Origin of the sequence: Limimaricola cinnabarinus (assembly GCF_047631075.1) — a bacterium.
GTDB lineage: Bacteria > Pseudomonadota > Alphaproteobacteria > Rhodobacterales > Rhodobacteraceae > Limimaricola > Limimaricola cinnabarinus.
Map to the genome: position 1 here is coordinate 52581 of NZ_JBLHYX010000010.1, position 23890 is coordinate 76470.

Sequence of the window (23890 nt, forward strand, 5' to 3'; positions counted from 1 at the left end):
CATCTGGACGCTCCCGCACAGGGCTTCTAAGTTCGCCACGCGGATGGATCAGTCCGCGACGGCGACCGGGAGACGGCTTTGACGGCGGACATGGATTTGGCGGCGATCGAGGTCGCGGCACTCACCGAAGCTCAGGCACGCGAGGAGATCGAGCGTCTCGCCGCGGAGATCGGTGCGGCGAATGCCGCCTACCACCAGCGCGATGCGCCAGAGATCAGCGATGCCGCCTATGACGCGCTGCGCCGCCGCAATGCCGAGATCGAGGCGCGCTTTCCCGACCTCAAGCGCGAGGACAGCCCAACCGAACAGGTGGGGGCCGCCCCGGCCGACGGTTTCGGCAAGGTGCCCCATGCGGTGCGAATGCTGTCTCTGGGCAATGCCTTCACCGACGAGGAGGTGACCGAGTTCGCGATGCGCGTGCGCAAGTTCCTCGGCCTCGCCGAGGATGCGCCGCTTGATTTCACCGCCGAGCCCAAGATTGACGGGCTGTCGCTGTCGCTGCGCTATGAGCAGGGGCGTCTGGCGCGCGCCGCCACGCGCGGTGACGGGGCCGTGGGCGAAGATGTAACCCCCAACGCGCTCACCATCGATGACATTCCCGACCGGCTCGACGGCGCGCCCGAGGTGCTGGAGGTGCGCGGCGAAGTCTATATGAGCCATGCCGATTTCGCCGCCCTCAACGCCCGCCACGCCGAGCGCGGTTCCAAGACCTTCGCCAACCCGCGCAACGCCGCCGCGGGCTCGCTGCGCCAACTCGATCCCGAGATCACGAGGATGCGGCCGCTGCGGTTCTTTGCCTATGCGTGGGGCGAACTGTCGGCGCCGCTGGCCACGCATCAGTTCGACGCCATTGTTCGCCTGCGGGAACTCGGCTTTTGCACCAACCCCATGACCCGGCGCTGCGACACCCCTCAGAAGATGATCGACGCCTACCGCGAAATCGAGGCGAGACGCGCCGATCTGGGCTATGACATCGATGGCGTCGTCTACAAGGTCGACGACCTGTCGTTCCAACGCCGTCTCGGCATGCGCTCGACCACGCCGCGCTGGGCGCTGGCGCACAAGTTTCCCGCCGAGCTGGCCTGGACCACGCTGGAGAAGATCGAGATCCAGGTGGGTCGGACCGGTGCGCTTTCCCCCGTGGCGCGGCTCAAGCCCGTGACGGTGGGGGGCGTCGTCGTCTCAAATGCGACGCTGCACAACGAGGACTATATCGCGGGCCGCGATTCCAAGGGCATGGCGATCCGCGAGGGGCGCGACATCCGCGAAGGCGACCGCGTGCAGGTCTACCGCGCCGGCGACGTGATCCCCAAGATTGCCGATGTCGATCTCGACCGCCGTCCCAAGGACAGTGTTCCCTATGTGTTTCCGGATCATTGCCCCGAATGCGGCTCGGCGGCCCCGCGCGAGGAAGGCGACGCCATTCGTCGCTGCACCGGTGGGCTGATCTGTCCCGCGCAGGCGGTGGAAAAGCTGCGCCATCTCGTGTCCCGTGCCGCCTTCGACATCGACGGCATGGGGGCCAAGCAGGTCGAGCAGTTCCACCGCGACGGATGGATCAGCGAGCCTGCCGACATCTTCACCCTGCGCGAGCGCTATGGGACGGGGATGCAGCAGCTCAAGAACCGCGAGGGATGGGGCGAGAAGTCGGCCGCTGCGCTGTTCGATGCCATCGACACGGCGCGCCGCGTGCCGTTGGGACGGATGCTCTTCGGTCTGGGTATCGCGCATGTGGGCGAGGTGGCGGCCAATGTGCTGGCGCGACATTTCGGAACATGGGAGGCGCTGATTACCGCCGTCGATGCCGCCGCGCAGGAACCCGCCGCGCAGGCCGAGGACGACAAGGCGCGCAAGGGCGCCCTGACCGAGAGCCCGCATTGGGCCGAAATCACCGGCATCGACGGCATCGGCTTCACCGTCGCGGTTAGCCTCGTGACCTCCCTCAGTCAGGAAGGCGAGCGTGGCTCGGTAGACCGGCTGGTGGCGCAGCTCGACATCCAGCCGGCCGAGCAGCCCAAGACCGAAGGCAGCCCCGTGGCGGGCAAGACGGTGGTGTTCACCGGCACGCTCGAAAAGATGACCCGTGCCGAGGCCAAGGCCCGCGCCGAGCAGCTTGGCGCCAAGGTCGCGGGTTCGGTCTCGGGCAAGACGGACCTTCTCGTCGCGGGGCCGGGGGCGGGCTCCAAGGCGGCCAAGGCCGAAGCCCTGGGCGTCGAGGTGCTGGACGAGGACGGCTGGCTTGCGCTGATCGGCGACGCATGAGCGTGAAGGGCCGGCCCGAGATCCTGTTCCCGCTCTTCGGGGACATCCAGAAGCTCAAGGGCATCGGCCCCAAGACCGTGCCCGCCTTCGAGGCCGCAGGGTTGGCCCGGCCGCGCGACGTGCTCCTGACGCTGCCGCATTCGGGGATCGACCGCGCCCGCAAGCGCAGCATCCGCGACGTGGTGCCGCCCACCGTGGTCACGGTCGAGGTGGAGGTGGTGCGCCATCATCCCCCCGCCAACAAGGGGCGGCCCTGGCGCGTCACCATCGAGGATGCCGAGACCGCGTTCCAGCTCGTGTTCTTCCACGCGCGGGGAAGCTACGTGCCCGATCTGTTGCCGCTGGGAGAGCGGCGCATCGTCTCGGGCAAGGTCGAGCTGTTCGACGGGTTGGCCCAGATGGTGCATCCCGATCATGTACTGCCCGTCGATAGGGAGGGAGAGATCCTCGCCTTCGAGCCGGTCTATCCGCTCTCGAACGGCATCACCCAAAGGCAGATGACCGGCGCCGCCCGCTCCGCGCTGGGCCTCGCGCTCGAGCTTGAGGAATGGATCGACCCGGGACTTCGCGCGCGCGAGGGATGGCCCTCGTGGAAAGAGGCGCTCGATCAGGCCCATGCACCGCAGAGCATCAATGACCTCTCGCCCACGCACCCCGCGCGGCTGCGTCTCGCCTATGACGAATTGCTGGCGCATCAGCTGACCCTTGCTCTTGCCCGTGCCACCGCGCGTCGAAGCCCCGGACGACCGAGCGTGGGGGACAGGCGGTATCGCAGGCGCGTGCTCGCCGCACTTCCATATGCACCCACGGGGGCACAGGCCCGCGCCGTCGACGAGATCGCCCGCGACATGGAGGGGCAATCCCGGATGAACCGGCTGCTGCAGGGGGATGTCGGTTCGGGCAAGACGCTGGTGGCGCTGATGGCGCTTCTGGTCGCGGTGGAGGCAGGCGGGCAGGGCGTGATGATGGCCCCGACCGAGATCCTTGCCCGACAGCACCTCGAAGGACTGCATCCGCTCGCCGAAAGCGCGGGCGTGGTGATCGAGCTTCTCACGGGGCGCGACAAGGGGAGCGAGCGTCGCCGCAAGCTCGAAGCCCTCGCCGAGGGGCGTATCCAGATCCTCGTCGGCACCCATGCGGTGTTCCAGAAGGATGTGGAGTTCCGCGACCTGCGCCTCGCCGTGATCGACGAGCAGCACCGCTTCGGCGTCGCGCAGCGTATGGAGCTTGGCGCCAAGGGGCGCGGCGTCGACGTGCTGGTGATGACCGCCACGCCGATCCCGCGCAGTCTCGCGCTCACGCAATATGGCGACATGGACGTGAGCGTGCTCGATGAAAAGCCGCCCGGACGCTCTCCCGTCACCACTGCGCTCGTCTCCAACGAACGGCTGGGCGAGGTGGTCGAGAAGCTGCGCGCCGCCGTGGCCGAGGGGCGCCAGGCCTATTGGGTCTGTCCCCTGGTCGAGGAGAGCGAGGTCTCGGACATGACCGCCGCGGAGGAGCGGTTCAAGCGTCTGCGCGCGGCGCTGGGCGAGGGGGTGGTCGGCCTCGTGCACGGACAGCTGCCGCCCGCTGAGAAGGACGCCGCCATGGCGCGCTTTGTCGCGGGCGAGACCAAGGTGCTCGTCGCGACCACGGTGATCGAGGTGGGCGTCAACGTGCCCGCAGCCTCGATCATGGTGATCGAGCGGGCCGAGAATTTCGGCCTTGCCCAGCTGCACCAGCTTCGCGGACGGGTCGGACGCGGCAGCGCCAAGTCCACCTGCCTGCTGATGTACCAGCCGCCCTTGGGCGAAACCGCGCGGCGCAGGCTGGAGATCATGCGCGAGACCGAGGACGGCTTTCGCATCTCGGAAGAGGATCTGTCGATGCGCGGTGCGGGCGACGTGATCGGCACCGCGCAATCCGGACTGCCGCGATTCCGCATCGCCGATCTCGAACGTCATGCCGGGCTTATGGCGCTCGCCCAGAGCGATGCGCGCACGCTGCTGACAATCGACCCCGCGCTTCAGGGCGAACGGGGACGTTCCGCGCGTGTTCTCCTCTGGCTCATGGAGCAGGACCGGGCAATCCGCCTGATCTCGGTCGGCTAGGAAACTTCCGTTTTGTAACAATACGCTGGCCGGACAAGAACAGGATGTTCTCATAAAGTTCTTTACAGGCGTTGCCCCATATGGGAACAAAGCGGCAACAGGAGCGCAGAGAGAGGAGACGCGGATGGCACAGGAACTCAAACTGGTGATGCACCGCTCTCGCGACACCTTGGTCGCCGACGCGCTGGGCGCGGCGTCTCTCATGCTCTTGTTGTTCGTCGGATTGTGGCTGCCCGGCCTGATCTGATCTGCCCGGACCCTTTACCGGTCGCCGCAGCCCGATCCCGCGGGTCATCGCGGCGGATCGCCCGTCCGCCGCATGGAGCCATGCTCCGGCGTGCGACCGGATCCCCGGAGGGTCCTGCCTCTGCCGCCGCCACCCTTCGGGGTGCGCGGCGGTTTTTTTTTGGTACGAGGACGGCCTTGGATCAGCCGGTCGCGCTGCGTCAGGCGCCGACCTCTTCAACCGCCTGCGTGACGGCCTCGATCGCCAGTAGGATCGAGGCGTGGCGGTTGCGATAGTCGCGCGCGGGCTGCAGCACTTCGAAACCCTCGAAGGGCGCGTCGGGCACCGGGCCGTTCTCGGCCAGCATGGCGCGAAGTTGATCGCGCGCCCGCGCCAGTTCCGCATGGTCGCGCCCGATCACCGCGCCGCCGACGATCGCCGCCGCCGCCTGACCCAGCGCACAAGCCTTCACTTCCTGGCCATAGCCGGTGACCGCGCCGTTCTCGACCGTCACGTCCACCGTCACGGTCGAGCCGCACAAAGGGGCGCGACGGCGCACCGTGGCGTCGGGCGCCTCCAGCCGGTCGGTCAGGGGCATCTCGGTCGTCAGCGCGAGGATGCGCTGCGAATAGAGCTTGATCAGGTCGGTCTCGCCGCTGGCGCGCTCGGTCATGTTTGCCTCTTCTCTGTCGTCCCTCTAGATAGGCACGACGCCCCGGGATGCAAAAGGTTTGTGCCGATGTTCGACCCCAAGACGCTTCGCTACGACGCCAACGGTCTCATCCCCGCCATCGCGCAGGAGGCGGGCACCGGCGAAGTGCTGATGATGGCCTGGATGAACGCGGCCTCGATCGAAAAGACCCTCGCAAGCGGTCGGGTCACCTATTGGTCGCGCTCGCGTCAGGAGTTCTGGGAAAAGGGCGCGACCTCGGGCAACCAGCAGGTGCTGATCGAGATGCGCATCGATTGCGATCGCGATTGCCTGCTCCTGCAGGTCGAACAATCCGGTCCGGCCTGCCACACGGGGCGTCGCAACTGTTTCTACACCGCGTTGCGGCAGGGTGACGAAGTCGAGATCGCAAAGCCGATGACGTGACGCATCGGATGTGAGTATTTTTGGAGCGACGTGGCCTAGAGGCCGATCATGCGCCGGATGTCGGCGGGGGTCGCCCCTTCGTCGCGGTAAAGACCGATCGCGCGTGCGTCGTCGCGCTTGGCAAGGCGGCGGCCCGTTTCATCGCGGATGAGCCGATGATGGTGGTAGTCCGGAACCCGCAGGCCCAAGATCCGCTGCAGCAGCACATGCAGCGGCGTCGCCTCGGTAAGATCGCGACCGCGCACCGCCTCGGTAATGCCTTGGGCTGCGTCGTCGATCACCACGGCAAGGTGATAGGACGTGCCCATTCCGCGCCGCGCCAACACCGGATCGCCGATGCTGTCGATCAAGGTGTCGGGCGCGATCTTCCGCTCACCCGCCTCCTCGCCCGTCTCGGTCCAACGCAGCGGGTCCCGAAGGCGCACGGCGGCGCGGGCCAAGTCGAGCCGCAGCGGCACGTCGGCGGGAAGAGGGCCGGATCGATCATGGTCCCGGCAGATGCCGGGATAGATCACCCCGTCGGGGCCAAGGCGCGGACCTCCCTCCTGCGGCGCGGAGGCCGCGTCGAGGATGTCGCGCCGGTTGCAATGGCACGGGTAAAGGAGCCCCTCGGCCCAGAGCCTCTCCAGCGCCACGCGATAGGCGGGGAGCCTGTCGGACTGGCGCAGCACCGGTTCGGGCCATGCGAGGCCAAGCCAGCGCAGATCATCATGAATGCGTCGTTCCCATTCGGGCTTTGACCGCTGCCTGTCGATATCCTCGATCCGAAGCAGGAACGTCCCGCCTTGCGCCCGCGCCGCCGCCGTCAGGGCCGAGAACGCGTGTCCGAGATGCAGCGGCCCGGTGGGCGACGGGGCAAAGCGAGTGACGCGCATTCAGCCGCGCTTGACCGCGCTTTGATGGATGACCAGCCATGCCAGCAAGATGAAGATCGGATGGCCGAGACCGCCCGAGATCAGGATCGCCGGAAACCAGATTACCAGAACTACGAGACCGAGGATCACTCGGCCCGTCAGCATGATGGCGACAGGCGGCAGAAGTAGGGCGAGTATGTAGAGCATGTGAAATCCGTTCCGCTTGGGGTTGCCCCCGAGATGTGGTCCCGGAGGCGTCGAGGCAAGCCCTCAGGCGGTCGCCATCTCCTGCGCGGCGAGCCAGCCTTGCCAGTCTTCCTTGGCGCGGTCGGTATAGCCTTTGTAGCGGTCCTTGCGGCCGCGACGGCCGCCGCGCACACCGTCGAGCGGCGGGAACAGCCCGAAATTCACGTTCATCGGCTGGAACGTCTTGGCCTCGGCCCCGCCGGTGATGTGGGTGACGAGCGCGCCCATCGCCGTGGTCTGCGGCACCGCGGGCACTGTGTGACCCATGATCTCGGCGGCGGCAAGACGACCGGCCAGAAGGCCCATTGCCGCGCTTTCGACATATCCTTCGACACCAGTGACTTGTCCGGCAAAGCGGATGTTGGGCTGGGCGCGCAGCCGCATTTCCCCGTCAAGCAGTGTAGGGCTGTTCAGGAAAGTGTTGCGATGAATCCCCCCGAGCCGCGCGAACCTCGCCTCCTGAAGTCCTGGAATCATACGGAAAACATCGGTTTGCGCGCCATACTTCATCTTGGTCTGAAAGCCGACGATGTTGTAGAGCGTGCCAAGCTTGTTGTCGCGGCGCAGCTGCACCACGGCATAGGGCTTGTTTTCCGGGTCATGCGGATTGGTCAGGCCCACCGGCTTCATCGGCCCGTGGCGTAGCGTTTCGCGGCCGCGCTCGGCCATCACCTCGATCGGCAGGCAGCCGTCGAAATAGCCCGCCGTCTCGCCTTCGTGGAACTCGGCCTTGTCGGCGGCGAGCAGCGCGTCGATGAAGGCCTCGTGCTCATCCTTCGTCATCGGGCAGTTGATATAGGCGGTGCGCTCTTCTTCCGTCTCGCCCTTGTCATAGCGTGACTGCAGCCACGCCTTCGACATGTCGATACTCTCGGCATAGACGATGGGGGCGATGGCGTCGAAGAAGGCCAGCGCGCCGGTGCCGGTCACGGCCGAGATCGCTTCGGCCAGCGCAGGCGAGGTCAGCGGCCCGGTGGCAAATATCCAGTGGCCAGTCTCGGGGAGCTCGGTGATCTCATCGTAGCTCACCGTCACGTTCGGATGCGCCGTGAGTTGCGCGGTGACATCAGCGGCAAAGGGATCGCGGTCCACCGCCAGCGCCCCGCCCGCGGGCAGGCGGTGCCGATCGGCGGTCGACATGATGAGACCACCCGCCGCGCGCATTTCCCAGTGCAGGAGACCGACGGCGTTCTGCTCGCTGTCGTCCGAGCGAAACGAGTTGGAGCAGACCATCTCGGCGAGGTCGCCAGTGCGATGCGCGAAGGTTTCCACCTTGGGTCGCATCTCGTGCAGGATGACGGGGATGCCGGCGTTCGCGGCCTGCCATGCGGCTTCGGAGCCGGCCATGCCGCCGCCGACGATATGAAGGGGTTCTGTCATGGCGCCCAGATAGGCGCAGCGGCGGGCAAAGAAAAGCCCCGTCCGGTGGTCCGGACGGGGCGTTGTTTCATTCGGCGTCGCCCTGCGGCGCTTCGGGAGTGGCGGCTTCGACCGCCTCCACCGCGTCGCCCTGATCGGCGATCCGCGCCACCGAGACGACCTCTTCGCCGCGCCCGGTGTCGAACACCTTCACGCCGCCGGCGGAGCGGGAGCGGAAGGAGATGCCGTCCACCGGCACCCGGATCGATTGGCCGGCGGAGGTCACCAGCATGATCTGGTCGCCGGTCTCGACCGGGAAGGCGGTGACGATCGGCCCGCCGCGCATCGCCTTGTCGGTGGCGTTCACGCCCATGCCGCCGCGACCGCGCACCGGGTAGTCATGGCTTGAGGACAGCTTGCCCGTGCCGCGCGACGAGATCGTCAGGATCAGCGTCTCGGAGGCCGACATTTCGGCGTAGCGATCGGGGCTGAGTGCCCCGGCGGCGACGCCATCATCTTCGTCTTCGGCCTCGGCATCGTCGGCGATCCCCGCCATGGCGCGACGCATCTTGAGATAGGCCACGCGCTCTGAGGCTTCGGCTTCGAAATGCGGGATCACGGCCATGGAGACGACGTGGTCGTCGCCCGACAGGCGGATGCCGCGCACGCCGGTCGAGGACCGGCCCTGGAACACTCGCACGTCGGTGGTGCGGAAGCGGATCGCCCGGCCCGAGTCGGTGACCAACATCACGTCGTCCTCCTCGGACGCGATGCGCGCGTTCACCAGCGTCACATCATCGGGCAGCTTCATCGCGATCTTGCCGTTACGCATGACGTTGGTGAAGTCGGACAGCGCGTTGCGGCGCACGTCGCCTGCAGAGGTGGCAAAGATGATCTGCAGGTCGGACCAGTCCTCCTCGGGACGGTCGACCGGCATGATCGCCGCGATCGAGACGCCCGTGGGAATCGGCAGGATGTTGACGATCGCCTTGCCGCGCGCGGTGCGGCTGCCAAGCGGCAGGCGCCAGCATTTCAGCTTGTAGACCATGCCCTCGGTCGTGAAGAACAGCATCTGGTCATGCGTGTTCGCCACGAAGAGCGAGGTGACGACGTCGTCCTCCTTGGTCTGCATGGAGCCGAGGCCCTTGCCGCCGCGCCGCTGGGAGCGGAACTCGGCCAGCGGCGTGCGCTTGATGTAGCCGCCCTGGGTCACGGTGACGACCATGTCCTCGCGCTCGATAAGGTCCTCGTCCTCCATGTCGCCGGCCCAGTCAACGATCTCGGTGCGGCGCGGTACGGCAAAGAGATCGCGCACCTCGCGCAGCTCCTCGCGGATGATCGTCAGGATGCGTTCGCGCGACGACAGGATGTCGAGGTAATCGCGGATCTTTTCGGCCAGCTCCTGAAGCTCGTCGGTAACCTCCTGCACGCCGATCTGCGTCAGGCGCTGCAGCCGCAACTCGAGGATCGCGCGGGCCTGCGCCTCGGAGAGGTTGTAGGTGCCGTCCTCGTTCACCGGGTGGAGCGGGTCGTCGATCAGCTTGATGTATTCGATGATCTCATGCGCGGGCCATGCCCGGGTCATCAGCTTTTCGCGCGCGTCGCCCGCATCGGCCGAGGACCGGATCGTGGCCACGACTTCGTCGACATTCGACACGGCCACGGCGAGGCCGCACAGGATGTGGCTGCGTTCGCGCGCCTTGCGCAGAAGATACGCGGTGCGCCGCGCGATCGCATCCTCGCGGAAGTCGAGAAAGGCGGTCAGGAAGCCGCGCAGGGTCAGCGTCTCGGGACGGCCGCCATTGAGTGCCAGCATGTTGCAGCCAAACGAGGTCTGCATCGGGGTGAAGCGGAACAGCTGGTTCAGCACGACGTCGGGGGTGGCATCGCGCTTGAGCTCGACCACGACGCGCACGCCGTTGCGGTCGCTCTCATCCTGCACATGGGCAATGCCCTCGATCCGCTTGTCGCGCGCGGCTTCGGCGATCCGGTCGATCATCGAGGCCTTGTTCACCTGATAGGGGATCTCGTCGACGACGATGGCGTAGCGATCCTTGCGCAGTTCCTCCACGTGGGTCTTGGAACGGATGATCACCGAGCCGCGCCCTTCGAGATAGGCCTTGCGCGCGCCCGAGCGCCCGAGCATCAACCCGCCGGTCGGAAAGTCGGGGCCGGGGACGAATTCCATCAGCCCCTCGGACGACAGGTCCGGATCGTCGATCAGCGCGAGGCAGGCGTCGATGACCTCGCCAAGGTTGTGCGGCGGAATGTTGGTCGCCATGCCGACGGCGATGCCGCCCGCGCCGTTGACCAGCATGTTGGGGAAGCGGGCAGGCAGGACCGTCGGTTCGCGGTCCTTGCCGTCATAGTTGTCCTGGAAATCGACCGTGTCCTTGTCGATGTCCGACAAAAGGAACGCGGCGGGGCGGTCCATGCGGACCTCGGTGTAGCGCATGGCCGCGGCGTTGTCGCCGTCCATGGAGCCGAAGTTGCCCTGACCGTCGAGCAGCGGCAGCGACATCGAGAAGTCCTGCGCCATGCGGACCAGCGCGTCGTAGATCGCGCTATCGCCATGCGGGTGATACTTGCCCATCACGTCGCCAACCGGGCGGGCCGACTTGCGGTAAGGCTTGTCATGCCCGTTGCCGGTCTCGTGCATGGCGTAGAGGATGCGCCGGTGCACGGGCTTGAGTCCGTCGCGCAGATCCGGGATCGCGCGGCTGACGATCACGCTCATCGCGTAATCGAGATAGGAGGTCTTCATCTCCTCGACGATGGAGACCGTGGGGCCGATGGGCGCGGGGCGCTCGGGCGTGGAATCGTCGGTCTCGGGTGTGTCGGGAATGTCGCTCACGGGGGGAAAGCCTGCTGTCTTGTGACTGCTATATATTGTGAGCCAAACCTATAGCACCCGCGCCATATGGGGCGCAACAGAGGATGCCGCCGCCCGCTGGCAGCCGCCGATGCACGTGGCTAACAATCTGGGATAATTGACTTTTCACGGTTCTATGCTGGAATCAAACTGCGGGGTCAAGCCCGCGCGCCATGCAGGAGCCATTTCATGCCCGCAAAACCCTCGGAAACCGAGTTGATGCTCAGGGGCTACGGCCTCACCACGGCCGAACTATTCTACCGGATGCCGGACTACAGGCACGTGCTCAACAGCTTTGTCTGGCAGGAGTACGACCTCGCCCCGGACCACCCGAAACTCTTCGAGTTCATCGAGTTCTGGCAAGACGAGATCGAGGGACCGTTGCACTCCGTGCGCTTCACCCATCGCAAGATGATCTCGCCCGGCGAATGGCGCAACGTGACGGGCGAGTTTCATTATCACTGAGAGCGCGTCTGGGGGCGGCCCCTGGACCCCCGAAGTATTTTGCGAATGAAGTAGCCTCAGAGACCGCGCGGTGTCGGCCGGTCGAAGACGCGGCGGCCCATGAGCGAGGCCGCAAGTTCCACCATCAGCGCGGCGGTGCGGCCGCGCTCGTCGAGCGAAGGGTTCAACTCCACGAGGTCGAGCGAGGCGACGAGGCCGCTGTCGGAGAGCATCTCCATCGCCAAATGCGCCTCGCGCACCGTTGCTCCGCCCGGGACCGTGGTGCCGACCGCAGGGGCCGCCGCCGGATCGAGAAAATCGACGTCGAGCGATACGTGCAGCAGGCCGTTGGCCGATTGCACCTTTTCGAGGAACTCCGACAGGGGGCGCGCGATGCCGATCTCGTCGATCATGCGCATGTCCACCAGCGTCGCATCACCATCCTCGAGCGCGGCGCGCTCCTCGGGATCGACGCTGCGCAGGCCGATCATGCCGACCTGACTGACCGGGACCGTGGCGGGCAGGGACGGGAAGGCGTCAAAACCTTCGCGGCCCGTCACATAACCCAGCGGCGTGCCGTGCAAGTTGCCGGTGGTGGTGCTGTCGGGTGTGTGGAAATCGCTATGCGCGTCGAGCCAGAGCACGAAGAGCGGGCGCCCGACGTCCTTGGCATATGCGGCCATGCCCGCGACCGAACCCAGCGACAGCGCGTGGTCGCCGCCCATGAAGATCGGAAAGCCATTGGTCGCCTGCTCGCGCGCCGTGCGCATCAGCGCGGCGGTCCAGCCGACGTTGAGCGCCAGCTCGTGGATCACACCGTTGCGGGGCGGCGCCACCTCGACCCGGTCGGGGGCGACGTTGCCGATATCGGTAACCCCATGACCCAGCGAGGCAAGCGCCTCGGCAAGACCGGCGGTGCGGTAGGCGTCGGGGCCCATGAGGCAGCCGCGGCGTCGTTTGCCGCAGTCCACAGGGGCGCCGATGAGGATGCAATCTGTCATGCGCGGATCATGGCGCGGCAGCGCGGGGGCGGGCAAGGGGTTTCCTCGGGTCGCTTTCTCAGCTGCGGCGCAGCGCGGAGATCCACAGCACGACGAGCACGGCCGAGAACAGTGCGTTCCAGCTTGCCATCGACAGGCCGAGCAACTCCCAGCTCACCACATCGCACATCACCAGCCGCGGCCCGTCGGTGGCGAGCAGATCGCCGCCCGTGAGCGAACCGAGGCTTTCGCCTGTGCCGGTGCAGCTCGACGGGCCTTCCCACCAGTCGCGCTCGACACCGGTGTGATAGACGCCGATCGCGGCGGTGGTCGTGGCAGCCAGCGCGCCCAGCAGGGGAAGAACGCGGCCCGGCAGCACCAGCGCGATCAGGCCCACCGCGATGGCGATGCCATGCGGCCAGCGTTGCCAGATGCACATCGCGCAAGGCGGATAGCCGAAGGCCTGAAAGAGGAAGGCCCCGCCCAGAAGCGCGGCGGAGCCGAGCGTGGCGAGAAGGACGGTCAGATAGCGGCTCACAGATACCTCGTTGCGTAAAACCCGGCGAAGAGCATGGCGCAGAACACCGTGAAGACCAGCCCGAGGCGGCGTTCGATGAAGTCGCGCGCCGGGTCGCCGAAATAACGCAGGATCGCCGCGACGAGGAAGAACCGCGCCGCCCGCGCCACGATCGACGACAGGATGAACACCGGCAGCGACAGCCCCGTCACGCCGGAGGCGATGGTGATGACCTTGAAAGGGAATGGCGTGACACCGGCGATCAGCACGGCCCAAGCGCCCCAGTCGTTGTATTTGAGCTTGAAGGCCTCGAATTTCTCGGCCTTGCCATAGAGGTCGAGCACCCATTGCCCGACGCTGTCGAACAGCGCGGCGCCGATCCAATAGCCAAGCAGTGCTCCCGCGACAGAAGCCACCGTGCAGACCAGCGCGATCAGCCAGGCCCGGCGCGGTCGCGCGAGGATCATCGGGATCATCAGCGCGTCCGGCGGAATCGGGAACACCGAGGATTCGGCAAAGCTCACCGCGCCGAGGGCCGGAAGGGCATGGCGGTGGCCCGCCAGAGAGATCGTCATGTCATAGAAACGGCGCAGCATGGAACCCGCATCACTTGTGAAACGTCCCCTGTTCAGGAACACGGCCCCGTCGCGGGGTCAACCGGGCATTCGCCCGCGAAGGAGAACGATGACATGAAATGGCGCGGACGCCGGGGCAGCGGCAACATCATTGACCGGCGGCGCTCAGGCGGTGGGCGAACCGGGCGCGGCGCGGCGATCGGCGGAGCCGGCGGATTCGGGCTGCTGGCCGTGGTGGTCGTCGGCTATTTTCTCGGGGTGGACCTGACACCCTTGCTGAATGACGGGCAGATGCAGCAAGGCGGCGGCGAGATCACCGCGGCCGACGAGGAGGCCGCGCAGTTCGTCTCGGTCACCCTCGCCGACACCGAGGAGATCTGGGCCGACATCTTCGAGCGTGAGATCGGCGCGACCTATGATCCGGCCGAACTGGTGCTGTTCAAGGGGGCGACACAGTCGGCTTGCGGCGGTGCCTCGGCTGCCACGGGGCCGTTCTATTGCCCGCCCGAAGAGCGGATCTTCCTCGATACGGCGTTCTTCACGACGCTCGAGCGGCAGCTCGGCGCGGGGGGTGATTTCGCCGCCGCCTATGTGGTGGCGCATGAGGTTGCCCACCACGTTCAGAACGAGATCGGTGTGCTGGGCGAGGTCAACGCCGTGCGCCAGCGCAGCGACGAGGCGACATCTAACGCGCTGTCGGTGCGCATCGAGCTTCAGGCCGATTGCTTCTCCGGTATCTGGGCGCGCCGCGCCGAAGCCCGCTTCGGATCGCTCGAACCGGGGGATGTGGAAGAGGCGATGAACGCCGCCGCGCAGATCGGCGACGACACGCTGCAACGCGAGGCCGGGCGCACGGTGCGGCCCGATAGCTTCACCCACGGCACTTCCGAACAGCGGCAGCGCTGGTTCGCCACCGGCTATGAGCGGGGCAGTGTCGCCGCCTGCGACACCTTTGCCGCGGATCGCCTCTGACCCACGTTGACGAGATCGCGGGCGCGGTCTATTCGGATTGCGCTGGCCGGTGTGGCGGAACGGTAGACGCAGCGGATTCAAAATCCGCCGCCCACAAGGCGTGGGGGTTCGAGTCCCCCCACCGGCACCAGCGATCCTCACGATCTCCCGAGAACTGCCCCCGAACGGTTCTGGGGCCTGGCCCGCATGCGCCATGCGCGCTAGGTCCCTCAGGCGCGCCCGATCGCGCGCCGGAGGACAGACCATGCAGCGCATCGCCACGGGGGCCCGACCCGATCTCGAGGAAAAGGCCCGCGAGGCCGGGTTCACGTTCCACCACATGCATGGCGAGCCCTATTGGGACGAGGAGACGGTCTATGCCTTCGATCTCTCCGAGGTCGAGGACATGATCGAGGACCCCGCGACCGAATTGCACAGGCTGTGCCGCGAGGCGGTGGATCACGTGCTACGCTCGGAGGACTTGATGGACCGCCTCGCGATCCCGCCCGGCGCGCGCGCGATGATCGCGGCCTCGTGGGAGGCGGGCGAGCCCGAGCTATATGGCCGCTTCGATCTCGCCCATGACGGCGAGGGTCCGGCCAAGCTTTTGGAATACAACGCCGACACGCCGACCGCCTTGTATGAGAGTGCCGCGTTCCAGTGGCAGTGGCTCGAAGACATGGTCGGGGCTGGGCGGCTGCCCCAGGGCACGGATCAGTTCAACGGGCTGCACGAGGCGCTGGTGGCGCGGCTGGCCGAAATATTCGCCCGCGACACCGACGTGCATTTCGCCTGTTTTCCCGATGACCCCGAGGATTACGCCACCACCGAATACATGGCCTGGGCCGCGCGCGAGGCGGGGCTTGGGGCGCATTTCGTGCCGATCCCCGAGATCGGCCTGACCGATGCAGGGCAGTTCGCGGATGGCGAGGGCCGGGTGATCGGCGCGATGTTCAAGCTTTATCCGTGGGAGGACATGCTGCGCGACGATTTCGCCCAAGCATTGCCTGGCGCGCGCTGCCATTTTCTGGAGCCGCCATGGAAGGCGATCCTGTCGAACAAGGGGATCCTGCCGGTGTTGTGGCGGCTGTTCGAGGGCCACCCGAACCTGCTGCCCGCCTATTTCGAGGACGAGGCCGACGGCGCCGCCGCCCGCGCGGCGCTCTCGGGGGGGCATGTGCGAAAGCCGCTCTTTTCGCGCGAGGGGTCGAGCATTGACATCGTGACGCCCCAAGGGACGGAAGCGTCGCCCGACCGCAGCTATGAGAACCACCCGGCGGTCCTGCAGGCCTATCATCCGCTACCGGTCTTCGACGGCATGTACCCGGTCGTGGGTGCATGGGTCGTGGGAGAGACCTGTGTCGCCATGGGGCTGCGCGAGGATCGTGGCCGCATCACCCGAGACCTGAGCCGCTTCAAGCCGCATTTCATTCGCGCCTGACCCGCACGAGGAGGAGACCGCCATGACCATCGCCAGCCCCCGGAGCCCCGCCGCCCCGCGCAAACGCTCGCGCCACGTTCGCCTCGCGCTTGTCGGGGCCACCGCCTTCACGCTCGCCGCCTGCCGCGACGAGGACGTGCCCTCCGCCGCGTTCCCGACGCTCAACGCCTGTCTCGAGGCCGCCGCGGGCCCGGGGACATGGGTCACCGAGGAAAGCTGCGAAAGCGGCTTCGGCGAAGCGCTCGAGGCGCATGTCGAAACCGCGCCCCGCTATGACGATCAAGCCTTGTGCGAGGCTGAGCATGGCGGCGAATGCTTGGTCGAGGAACGCCCCGGCGGCGGCGGATCGGTGTTCCTGCCGCTGATGGCGGGCTATCTGCTGGGCAACATGCTGGGTGGGAGGGGCGCGCGGGCGCAGCCCTTCTACGGGCGCTCCTCCGGCGGTTTCGCCACGCCGGGCGGCACAGTGCTCAACCGTGCGAGCGGCAGCACCACGCTGTCGCCCAATGCCTACAATGCCGGACCCTCGACCCGCACCGCCGCGCCGATGACCCGCGCAACCGTGGGCCGGACGGGTGGCTTTGGCGCGGCGCGGACCGCCACAGGGGCCCGGGGGTTCGGCGGCTGAAGGCGCCAAACCCCCGCCACATCGGCACAATCCGGATCGAATGCCGAAACTGATCGCGGATCGTCAACGAAAATTGCGGCCAAAAATGGGCAACCCGGTGGAAGGCGGCGGCAACGCCGCGCCACTGGATTGTCCACTGATACCGCGCAATGAACGGCGAGATGACGCCGTTCCCCCAGAAAACACCCGAGTCGCAGCCGTGTATGCGATAGAATGGTTTCGCTTTTCTTAACAATGTAAGGCAGGATCGCCGCAATCTGCTGCGGGATTTTCGGATCATGGCCTACATCGCAACATTTTTCAGACACTTTTCTATTTGTCCCCCGCCTTGGGCGGGATAATTATGGTCCAGGCCCGATGAGGGCGGTCCGCCGGGGGTGGTTGGATCAAGAGCGTCTGCAAGTGGTCCTGGGGGGACAACAGCAGCACATCGATGAGCTCTCTGCCGGAGTCGGCACCGGATGGTGACGACCCGCGTCTCGGCGCGGGACGGGCAGGGCGGTTCGAGCAACGAGGCGGGGCAGTCACCCGCGGTTAAGGAGACGGCGGATGGCGGACAATCGGATCGACGGAACGCCGGGTGACGACACGCTCTTTGGCGGCGCGGGCAACGACGAGATTTTTGGCGGCGCGGGCAACGACACGCTCGATGGCAAGGGCGGGACCGACACGCTCCATGGCGGTGATGGCGAGGATCACCTCTCGGGTGACGCGCATGACACGCTTTATGGCGGCGCGGGCAGCGACACCTTCACCCCCGGTCGCGGCGGCGTCGTCTATGGCGGCGGCGATGGCAGCCTCGACGATGTCGATACGCTCGACCTGCGCGGCATGGGCAACATCTATGCCAAGGATATCGTGCCCGATGGCGATGGCAACGGCTCCAGCGGTTGGATCCAGTTCCTCGACGAGAACAAGGTGCCCACCGGCGAGCGTCTCGATTTCTACAACATCGAGAACTTCCTGAAGGACCCGCAGAGCAATCACGCGCCGGACGCGCAGGACGACACCGCCACCACCGGGCGGGACATGGCCGTCACCATCGACGTGCTGGCCAATGATTCCGACCCCGACGGCGATCCGCTGCGCGTGACCGAGGCGCGCGCCAGCCGCGGCGAGGTCGTGATCAACGATGATGGCACGCTGCTTTATACTCCCGAACCCGGCTTCGATGGCGACGTGACCATCGACTACGCAATTGCCGACGATCGCGGCGGTGTGGACAATGCCAGCGTGGCGCTCCGCGTCACCTGCCAGGCCGGCCCCGACGGCATCGTTTCGGGCACGATGGGCGACGACCTCATCGATCTGGCCTATGACGGAGACCCCGATGGCGACCGCATCGACAACGGCGATGCTATCCTCGGCGACGACGCCCCTGATGACGACCGCGTCGAGGCCAATGGCGGCAACGACACCGTGCTGGCGGGCAATGGCGACGACGAGGTCTATGGCGGGGCCGGCGACGACACCCTCCACGGCGAAACGGGCGACGATCGGTTGTTCGGCGGAGAGGGGCGGGACACGCTCTTTGGAGGCACCGGCGATGACACGCTCGATGGCGGCGCAGGAAATGACGAGCTTTTCGCAGGCCGCGGCCGCGACGTGATCCATGGTGGCGACGGCGATGACGTCATCGACTCGAGTGATGGGGACCGCGAAGCCGACTTCGACCGCTTCGACAATCCCTATCCCGGTATCGGCCTGACCCCGGACCCCGATGTCTTCGATGACCGCGACACCGTCTATGGCGGCGCGGGCAACGACACGATCCACACCGGCGACGACCGCGACACCATCTTCGGCGGGACTGGCAACGATACCATCGACGCGGGCATCGACGACGACCGTGTGCTCGGCGATGAAGGCGACGACACCCTCACCGGTGGCGAGGGCAACGACACCATTTTCGGTGGCGAAGGCAACGACGTGATCCACGGCGGTCTCGACCCGCGCTTTCCCGACAGCCTGAACATCCGCAACGATGAGGGCGACCGCCTCACCGATAACGGCCAGGACGAGCTCTATGGTGGCGAGGGCGATGACACGATCTTCGGTCAGGACGACGACGACAAGCTGTTCGGCGGCGCCGGAGACGACCGCCTCGATGGCGGCATCGACAACGACACGATCTTCGGCGGGGCCGGCAACGACACGATCATCGGCGGTCAGGGCGTCGACCGGCTGTTCGGCGATGACGACCGCGACCTCTTCACCGGCGGCAATGGCGGAGATCAGGTCACCGGCGGCGAAGGCGGTGACGATTACGACACGCTCGACCTGACCGGCGCGGATGTCGACCGGATCGAGTATACCTCGGAGGACCGCGAGGACGGTATCGTCTACTTCAAGGACGGCACCCAGATGCAGTTCGAGGAGATCGAGAACGTCGTGCCATGCTTCACCCCGGGCACCGTGATCGGCACGCCGCGCGGCGAGCGCCTCGTCGAGGAGCTGCGCGAAGGCGACCGCATCATCACCCGCGACAACGGCATTCAGGAGATCCGCTGGGTCGGCCACAAGCAAGTCGGACCCCAGCAATTCCTCACGAGCCCGCATCTCAAGCCGGTGATGATCCGCGCCGGGGCCTTGGGCAACGGCCTGCCCGAGCGCGACATGATGGTCTCGCCCAATCACCGGGTGCTGCTCTCGGGCGACCGCGCTCAGCTCTACTTCGAGGACAGCGAAGTGCTGGCCGCCGCCAAACATCTCGTCGGCTCCAATGGCATCCATACGGTCGAGGTCCCGCGCACCAGCTACATCCACTTCATGTTCGACCGCCACGAGGTGGTGCTGTCGAACGGGGCCTGGACCGAAAGCTTCCAGCCGGGAGATCACTCGCTCAAGGGTATCGGGACCGAACAGCGTGACGAGATTTTCGAGCTGTTCCCCGAGTTGCGTGGGCGCGCAGGGATCGACGGATACCGATCGGCCCGCAAGGCGCTCAAACGCCACGAAGCCCGTCTGATGGTCGTCTGATCGCAAACGCTGTCTTTCACAAGTAGCCGTTTTTTAATTAGTCTTTATCCCGTGCGGGCGAAGGGCCATGTCCCTTCGCCCTTTTTCCATCCGCCATTCGGCCCAAGATTCTGGCGTGTCGAGATCGTGCGTGGCGATGACGCCGGGCAGGCGCACCAGACGGGTCCGCGGCCCGTACGGAGCCAGCACCGCACGACCGCCCGAAGCGCCCGATAGCGTCATGAACCTCGGCCTCAATGCGGCGTCGCAGACCACAGGGTGGCCGGGCCGCCCCACCGCGGAAGCCCCGCGCCATACCAGCGTACCATCTTCTCGCGCGGCCGCGTCGAACACGCGGGCGATCGCCGACGCGTCGAGATCCGGCAGGTCCGCGGGCATGAGGCCAAAACGTCGGGCGCGCGGCAGCCGCGCCACACCTTCGCGCAATGTCGCCCCCATGCCCTCGGCGCTGGCCGCGATCTCGAACCGCGCGACGTCGAGCCCGTCGAGCAGCGCCGCGCGCGGATCGTCGGGCCGCAGCACCACATGCACCCGCGCCCCCGCCGCGATCCCGGCTATGACCTGCCGGCGCAGCAGCGATACGCCGTCGATCGTCATCGCCAGCTTGTCGTCGCCGCGCATCCGTGACGAGGCGCCGGCGGCGAGGATCAAAAGCGGAAACATGTGCAACTCCCGGAGTTTGTGCGACGTTGGTACGGGGATGCCGCGTTCAAGGGAGCGGGGCCCGCATAGGCGTGCCACGGACAATGCCGTGCCGCGCCGGAACGGAAGGGACCATGTTCGCCACGGTACTGCGCAAGATCCACCGCTTGTCGCGTCGCCTCTGGGTGCGCGTCACGCTTATCTCCGGTCTGGCCTTCGTCGCCCTCGGAGCGGCCAAGCTGTTCGGGCCGATGATCCCCGACGGGCTGTCGGACATGATCGGTGCGGATGCGCTGAACCGGCTTTTGGACATCATTTCGACCTCGATGCTCGCCGTCACGACCTTTTCTCTCTCGGTGATGGTCTCGGTGCACCAGTCCGCATCCTCCAAATGGACGCCGCGCGCGCACCGGATGCTTCTGGCCGACACCACGACCCAGACCGTGCTGGCCACCTTCGTCGGGGCTTATATCTATTCGCTCGCCGCGATCATCTTGCTCTCGACGCCCTATTACGGTGAAAAGGAAATCGTCACGCTCTATATCGCGACGCTCGCGGTGCTGGTGCTGATCGTCTTCGTGATCCTGCGCTGGATCCTGCATCTGCAGGCCTTGGGCAGCCTCGTCGACACCACCGCGCGGATCGAGCGCGAGGCGCTTCGCACCTTTCAGGGTCGGATGGAGCGCCCTTGCCTCGGCGGTCATGCGCTCGACCCCGGTGATATTCCCGGCACGGCCCGGCCCCTGCGCGCGGATCGCACCGCCTATATCCAGGCGATCTACGAGGACAGCCTGCAGCAGGCCGCCGAGGAGCATGATGGCCGGGTCTATCTCGACGCGCCCGTCGGCCGGTTTGTGCACGAGGGCGAAACCATCGCGCATCTGATCGGTGGCGGCGAGGCGCTGGAGGAGGCGGTTCGCAGCCATATCCACATGGGCGAGCTGCGCACCGCCGAGCAGGATCCGCGTTTTGCGCTGATCATGCTGTCGGAGATCGGCTCCAAGGCGCTGTCGGCGGGCATCAACGATCCCGGCACGGCAATCGACGTGATCGGGCGCATCGGCCGGGTCATCGGATCCTATCGCGACGAGATCGCGCATGGCCGCGAAAAGGCGATCCACGATCGGCTCTGGGCGGTGCCGCTCGATCCGCGCGACCTGATGCAGGACGGGTTCGGAGCGATGGCGCGCGACGGTGCGTCGCAGGTCGAGGTGCTGACCGCGATGCTCAAGACGCTCAAGGCGCTCGGCCGTCACCCCGACGCGACCATCGCCGCCGCCGCGCGTGCCATGGCGCACGAGGCGGTGGAGCGCGGTCGCGCGGCGATCGATTTCGCGCCCGATCGCGACCGGCTCGCCCGCGCTGCGCCAGAACTGGCGGAGCGCAGCTGAGATCAGGGGATGATGCGGCTGTATTTCGTGCCCTCGAGGGTCGCGCCGACACGCAGCCCGGTCTGCGCGAAGACCACGGCGATCACCGGCGACAGCGAGGTGATCGTCTCGGCGCGCAGCATCTCGCCGCGGTCGTTGATCGCGTATTCGACATCCGCACCGGCGGCCCAACCCGGCGCGCGCCGAAAATCTCCAAGCGCCTGCTCGGTCATGAAAAACAGCACGTGGCTGAACTGCTGCGCACCGATCTGCAGCCCCGCGCTCGCCGTGGCGGCGGAATAGTAATCGACGACGCTGCGCCCCACGAGAAGCGCGCCGCGCCCATAGGCACCGCCGAGGCCAAGCCCGACCTCGGTCATCAGCGGCATCACCAGCATGCCGCGCGATTGGGCCGAAAGCTCGCGCGTGCCGGGGTAGAGATCGTACATGTGATCGAGCGTGCTTTGCACCCGCGCGTCGATGCGCGATCCGCCGTCGCTGCCCACGCCGTTGCCGCAGGCGGCCAGAAGGCCGGTCGCGCCGAGGCCGAGCATCATCCCGCGCCGTGTCGTCTTGTCCATGTCGCTGCCCCTCATGCGATGTCGCGCCGCCCTTGTGCCGGACGGTCGGGCCGACCATAGGCCAGCCCGGCGGCGCTGTCATCCGCCGATGGGGGAGCGGGGCTCAGCCGGCCATGATCCGCGCGGCGCGCGGCGCGAAATAGGTGAGCACCCCGTCGCAGCCGGCGCGGCGGAAGGCCATCAGGCTCTCCATCATCACCCGGTCGCCGTCGAGCCAGCCATTGCGCGCGGCGCCCTCGATCATCGCGTACTCGCCCGACACCTGATAGGCGAAGGTCGGCACCTCGAAGGCGTCCTTCACGCGGTGGCAGATGTCGAGATAGCTCATCCCCGGTTTGACCATCACCATGTCCGCGCCCTCGGCAAGGTCGCGGCCCACCATGCGCAGCGCCTCCTCGGCGTTGGCCGGATCGATCTGGTAGGTTTTCTTGTCGCCCTTGAACGCGCCAGACGCGCCGACCGCGTCGCGGAACGGCCCATAGAAGGCCGAGGCGAATTTGGCCGCGTAGCTCAGGATCGCGACATGGCCTTGGCCCTCGGACTCGAGAGCGGCGCGGATCGCGCCGATGCGCCCGTCCATCATGTCAGACGGCCCGAGGATGTCGGCCCCCGCGCGCGCCTGCGCCATCGCCATCTTGACCAGCGCCTCGACGGTTGGGTCGTTGACGATCTCGCCATCAACGACATAGCCGTCATGGCCGTTGATGTTGTAGGGGTCGAGCGCGATGTCGGTCATCAGCGCCATCTCGGGCACCGCGTCCTTGATCGCGCGGATCGCGGTATTGGTGAGGTTGTCGTCCGACCACGCCTCGGCGCAGTCCTCGGTCCGGCTCTCGGGGCCGGTATAGGGGAACAGGCACATCGCCGGAATGCCCAAGGAATGCGCCTCGCGCGCCGCCGTCACGGCCCGGTCCACCGTCAGCCGCGACACGCCCGGCATCGAGGCAATGGCGCTCTGCTCGTTGCGGCCCTTCTGCAGGAAGATCGGCCAGATCAGGTTGTCCGGCGTCATCGCCGTCTCGCGGGTCATGGCGCGAAGCGCTGGGGTGCGGCGCAAGCGGCGCGGGCGTGACAGCGGGAAGGGGGCGGCGAAGGGCTTCGGCATCAAGCGTCTCCCGAGCGGGGTTTTCATATCACAGCATCGGGTTGGCACGGTTTGCCGCAGGCCACAAGTCTGGGCATCGGCCGGGGGCGCGGCTAGGTTCCGCCCGAGCGAACGACCGGATGATCCACGCGTGACCCTGACCCAGACCCTCTTTGAAGTGATCGACATGCGGTCCTTCTCGAACCTGTGGTTCTGGATCATGCTGGCGCTGGTCTGGTCGTCGGCCAGCCACCGGGTGATCGGCGTGCCCTTCGACATGGTGGCGCGGGCGCGCCGTTTCGGCGGCCAATCCGAGCGCGACCTCGTCGATCTGGTACGGATCAACGTCAACCGGATGCTGCATGTCGCGCATGTGGCGGGTGGCTGGCTGATCGCCGTCGCGGGTTTCGTGCTGAGCTCGCTCCTGCTGCTGGCGTTCTGGTACGATGTCGAATTCGCGCAGGCGGTGGTCCTGATCGCGCTGCCGATGGGGCTGGTGGTCGTCATGGGCTTTGCCACGGCGCGGCGCATTGCCGCGGAGCAGCCCGACGCGCAGACGCTGTGCCGCAGGCTGGCGCGGCATCGTTTCTGGGTGCAGGTGATCGGCATGATCTCGATCTTCGTGACCGCGATGTACGGCATGTATCAGAACCTTTCCGTCGCGCCGGGGTTCTGACCCTTCGGGACGCT

At 66.9% G+C, this 23890-nt stretch carries 22 protein-coding genes and 1 tRNA gene; 12 read left to right on the forward strand and 11 right to left on the reverse strand.

The features are described 5' to 3' along the window. Window positions 1-90: 90 nt before the first annotated feature. From ligA to ACJASC_RS09990, 3 genes are all read left to right on the forward strand, one after another. On the forward strand, window positions 91-2262 hold the full coding sequence (ligA, locus tag ACJASC_RS09980; protein WP_415145646.1) for an NAD-dependent DNA ligase LigA: 2172 nt from the start codon (window positions 91-93) through the stop codon (window positions 2260-2262). After that, window positions 2259-4355: an ATP-dependent DNA helicase RecG gene (recG, locus tag ACJASC_RS09985; RefSeq protein ID WP_415145648.1), complete on the forward strand. Its 2097-nt coding sequence runs from the start codon at window positions 2259-2261 to the stop codon at window positions 4353-4355. Before ligA ends, recG begins: the two co-directional genes overlap by 4 nt. Window positions 4356-4479: 124 nt before the next feature. After that, entirely contained in the window at window positions 4480-4602 is a 123-nt protein-coding gene (locus ACJASC_RS09990) for a hypothetical protein (RefSeq protein WP_021694664.1), read from the forward strand. 199 nt (window positions 4603-4801) lie between these two features. Here ACJASC_RS09990 and ACJASC_RS09995 read toward each other — a convergent pair whose 3' ends face one another. Next, window positions 4802-5254 (reverse strand): iron-sulfur cluster assembly scaffold protein, encoded by a 453-nt coding sequence (locus ACJASC_RS09995; RefSeq protein WP_415145650.1) that lies wholly within the window; start codon window positions 5252-5254, stop codon window positions 4802-4804. 66 nt (window positions 5255-5320) lie between these two features. On the opposite strand from ACJASC_RS09995, the gene hisI reads away from it, so the two are divergent. After that, on the forward strand, window positions 5321-5677 hold the full coding sequence (hisI, locus tag ACJASC_RS10000; RefSeq protein ID WP_045320128.1) for a phosphoribosyl-AMP cyclohydrolase: 357 nt from the start codon (window positions 5321-5323) through the stop codon (window positions 5675-5677). Window positions 5678-5712: 35 nt separating this feature from the next. On the opposite strand, the gene gluQRS is transcribed toward hisI, so the two are convergent. From gluQRS to gyrA, 4 genes are all read right to left on the reverse strand, one after another. Then, window positions 5713-6552: a tRNA glutamyl-Q(34) synthetase GluQRS gene (gene gluQRS / locus ACJASC_RS10005; RefSeq protein WP_415145652.1), complete on the reverse strand. Its 840-nt coding sequence runs from the start codon at window positions 6550-6552 to the stop codon at window positions 5713-5715. Then, the gene (locus tag ACJASC_RS10010; RefSeq protein WP_021694668.1) at window positions 6553-6738 is read right to left on the reverse strand and encodes a hypothetical protein; all 186 of its coding nucleotides are present in this window, start codon (window positions 6736-6738) and stop codon (window positions 6553-6555) included. It abuts the gene before it with no gap. A gap of 63 nt (window positions 6739-6801) precedes the next feature. Beyond that, on the reverse strand, window positions 6802-8157 hold the full coding sequence (gene trmFO, locus ACJASC_RS10015; protein ID WP_415145654.1) for a methylenetetrahydrofolate--tRNA-(uracil(54)-C(5))-methyltransferase (FADH(2)-oxidizing) TrmFO: 1356 nt from the start codon (window positions 8155-8157) through the stop codon (window positions 6802-6804). Window positions 8158-8224: 67 nt separating this feature from the next. Beyond that, on the reverse strand, window positions 8225-10990 hold the full coding sequence (gene gyrA / locus ACJASC_RS10020; RefSeq protein ID WP_415145656.1) for a DNA gyrase subunit A: 2766 nt from the start codon (window positions 10988-10990) through the stop codon (window positions 8225-8227). Window positions 10991-11197: 207 nt separating this feature from the next. Here gyrA and ACJASC_RS10025 point away from each other — a divergent pair, with 207 nt between their 5' ends. After that, window positions 11198-11473, forward strand: coding sequence for an usg protein (locus tag ACJASC_RS10025; protein WP_415145658.1), 276 nt, complete (start codon window positions 11198-11200; stop codon window positions 11471-11473). 56 nt (window positions 11474-11529) lie between these two features. Here ACJASC_RS10025 and rocF read toward each other — a convergent pair whose 3' ends face one another. From rocF to ACJASC_RS10040, 3 genes are read right to left on the reverse strand one after another with little or no spacing between them, the layout of a single operon-like run. Further along, window positions 11530-12453 carry an arginase gene (rocF, locus tag ACJASC_RS10030; protein WP_415145660.1) on the reverse strand — a complete coding sequence of 308 codons (924 nt, stop codon included), beginning with the start codon at window positions 12451-12453 and terminating at the stop codon, window positions 11530-11532. A gap of 58 nt (window positions 12454-12511) precedes the next feature. Then, window positions 12512-12970 carry a disulfide bond formation protein B gene (locus tag ACJASC_RS10035; protein WP_415145662.1) on the reverse strand — a complete coding sequence of 153 codons (459 nt, stop codon included), beginning with the start codon at window positions 12968-12970 and terminating at the stop codon, window positions 12512-12514. Then, window positions 12967-13545: a YqaA family protein gene (locus tag ACJASC_RS10040; RefSeq protein ID WP_415145664.1), complete on the reverse strand. Its 579-nt coding sequence runs from the start codon at window positions 13543-13545 to the stop codon at window positions 12967-12969. The genes ACJASC_RS10035 and ACJASC_RS10040 overlap by 4 nt, the downstream gene beginning before the upstream one ends. A gap of 93 nt (window positions 13546-13638) precedes the next feature. Here ACJASC_RS10040 and ypfJ point away from each other — a divergent pair, with 93 nt between their 5' ends. The 5 genes from ypfJ (at window position 13639) to ACJASC_RS10065 (ending at window position 19523) form a co-directional block, all read left to right on the forward strand. Further along, window positions 13639-14496 (forward strand): KPN_02809 family neutral zinc metallopeptidase, encoded by an 858-nt coding sequence (gene ypfJ / locus ACJASC_RS10045; RefSeq protein ID WP_415145666.1) that lies wholly within the window; start codon window positions 13639-13641, stop codon window positions 14494-14496. A 45-nt stretch (window positions 14497-14541) separates the two neighbouring features. Then, window positions 14542-14626, forward strand: a tRNA-Leu gene (locus ACJASC_RS10050). A 114-nt stretch (window positions 14627-14740) separates the two neighbouring features. Beyond that, on the forward strand, window positions 14741-15916 hold the full coding sequence (locus tag ACJASC_RS10055) for a glutathionylspermidine synthase family protein (protein ID WP_415145668.1): 1176 nt from the start codon (window positions 14741-14743) through the stop codon (window positions 15914-15916). Window positions 15917-15938: 22 nt separating this feature from the next. Then, window positions 15939-16544 carry a DUF1190 domain-containing protein gene (locus tag ACJASC_RS10060; RefSeq protein WP_415145670.1) on the forward strand — a complete coding sequence of 202 codons (606 nt, stop codon included), beginning with the start codon at window positions 15939-15941 and terminating at the stop codon, window positions 16542-16544. A 549-nt stretch (window positions 16545-17093) separates the two neighbouring features. Further along, window positions 17094-19523 carry a Hint domain-containing protein gene (locus ACJASC_RS10065; RefSeq protein WP_415145672.1) on the forward strand — a complete coding sequence of 810 codons (2430 nt, stop codon included), beginning with the start codon at window positions 17094-17096 and terminating at the stop codon, window positions 19521-19523. A gap of 33 nt (window positions 19524-19556) precedes the next feature. Here ACJASC_RS10065 and ACJASC_RS10070 read toward each other — a convergent pair whose 3' ends face one another. Continuing rightward, entirely contained in the window at window positions 19557-20186 is a 630-nt protein-coding gene (locus tag ACJASC_RS10070; protein WP_415145674.1) for a nucleotidyltransferase family protein, read from the reverse strand. 113 nt (window positions 20187-20299) lie between these two features. Here ACJASC_RS10070 and ACJASC_RS10075 point away from each other — a divergent pair, with 113 nt between their 5' ends. Then, window positions 20300-21556, forward strand: a complete 1257-nt coding sequence (locus ACJASC_RS10075; protein ID WP_415145676.1) for a DUF2254 domain-containing protein — start codon at window positions 20300-20302, stop codon at window positions 21554-21556. 2 nt (window positions 21557-21558) lie between these two features. Here ACJASC_RS10075 and ACJASC_RS10080 read toward each other — a convergent pair whose 3' ends face one another. Both ACJASC_RS10080 and hemB read right to left on the reverse strand, forming a co-directional pair. Beyond that, complete coding sequence (locus tag ACJASC_RS10080) at window positions 21559-22116, reverse strand: lipid-binding SYLF domain-containing protein (RefSeq protein ID WP_021694133.1); 558 nt, start codon at window positions 22114-22116, stop codon at window positions 21559-21561. Between the two features lie 103 nt (window positions 22117-22219). Next, window positions 22220-23221, reverse strand: coding sequence for a porphobilinogen synthase (gene hemB / locus ACJASC_RS10085; RefSeq protein ID WP_415145678.1), 1002 nt, complete (start codon window positions 23219-23221; stop codon window positions 22220-22222). A gap of 130 nt (window positions 23222-23351) precedes the next feature. Here hemB and ACJASC_RS10090 point away from each other — a divergent pair, with 130 nt between their 5' ends. After that, window positions 23352-23876 carry a hypothetical protein gene (locus tag ACJASC_RS10090; RefSeq protein WP_021694131.1) on the forward strand — a complete coding sequence of 175 codons (525 nt, stop codon included), beginning with the start codon at window positions 23352-23354 and terminating at the stop codon, window positions 23874-23876. Window positions 23877-23890: the final 14 nt, after the last annotated feature.

Coding starts and splice junctions, on each gene's coding strand:
- ACJASC_RS10080 (WP_021694133.1), bottom strand. CDS start 22,116: ATGGACAAGACGACACGGCGCGGGATGATGCTCGGCCTCGGCGCGACC.
- ACJASC_RS10040 (WP_415145664.1), bottom strand. CDS start 13,545: ATGCTGCGCCGTTTCTATGACATGACGATCTCTCTGGCGGGCCACCGC.
- ACJASC_RS10065 (WP_415145672.1), top strand. CDS start 17,094: ATGGCGGACAATCGGATCGACGGAACGCCGGGTGACGACACGCTCTTT.
- recG (WP_415145648.1), top strand. CDS start 2,259: ATGAGCGTGAAGGGCCGGCCCGAGATCCTGTTCCCGCTCTTCGGGGAC.
- trmFO (WP_415145654.1), bottom strand. CDS start 8,157: ATGACAGAACCCCTTCATATCGTCGGCGGCGGCATGGCCGGCTCCGAA.
- ACJASC_RS09995 (WP_415145650.1), bottom strand. CDS start 5,254: ATGACCGAGCGCGCCAGCGGCGAGACCGACCTGATCAAGCTCTATTCG.
- ypfJ (WP_415145666.1), top strand. CDS start 13,639: ATGAAATGGCGCGGACGCCGGGGCAGCGGCAACATCATTGACCGGCGG.
- ligA (WP_415145646.1), top strand. CDS start 91: ATGGATTTGGCGGCGATCGAGGTCGCGGCACTCACCGAAGCTCAGGCA.
- ACJASC_RS10060 (WP_415145670.1), top strand. CDS start 15,939: ATGACCATCGCCAGCCCCCGGAGCCCCGCCGCCCCGCGCAAACGCTCG.
- ACJASC_RS10070 (WP_415145674.1), bottom strand. CDS start 20,186: ATGTTTCCGCTTTTGATCCTCGCCGCCGGCGCCTCGTCACGGATGCGC.
- ACJASC_RS10055 (WP_415145668.1), top strand. CDS start 14,741: ATGCAGCGCATCGCCACGGGGGCCCGACCCGATCTCGAGGAAAAGGCC.
- hemB (WP_415145678.1), bottom strand. CDS start 23,221: ATGCCGAAGCCCTTCGCCGCCCCCTTCCCGCTGTCACGCCCGCGCCGC.
- ACJASC_RS10025 (WP_415145658.1), top strand. CDS start 11,198: ATGCCCGCAAAACCCTCGGAAACCGAGTTGATGCTCAGGGGCTACGGC.
- hisI (WP_045320128.1), top strand. CDS start 5,321: ATGTTCGACCCCAAGACGCTTCGCTACGACGCCAACGGTCTCATCCCC.
- ACJASC_RS10010 (WP_021694668.1), bottom strand. CDS start 6,738: ATGCTCTACATACTCGCCCTACTTCTGCCGCCTGTCGCCATCATGCTG.
- ACJASC_RS09990 (WP_021694664.1), top strand. CDS start 4,480: ATGGCACAGGAACTCAAACTGGTGATGCACCGCTCTCGCGACACCTTG.
- gluQRS (WP_415145652.1), bottom strand. CDS start 6,552: ATGCGCGTCACTCGCTTTGCCCCGTCGCCCACCGGGCCGCTGCATCTC.
- rocF (WP_415145660.1), bottom strand. CDS start 12,453: ATGACAGATTGCATCCTCATCGGCGCCCCTGTGGACTGCGGCAAACGA.
- ACJASC_RS10075 (WP_415145676.1), top strand. CDS start 20,300: ATGTTCGCCACGGTACTGCGCAAGATCCACCGCTTGTCGCGTCGCCTC.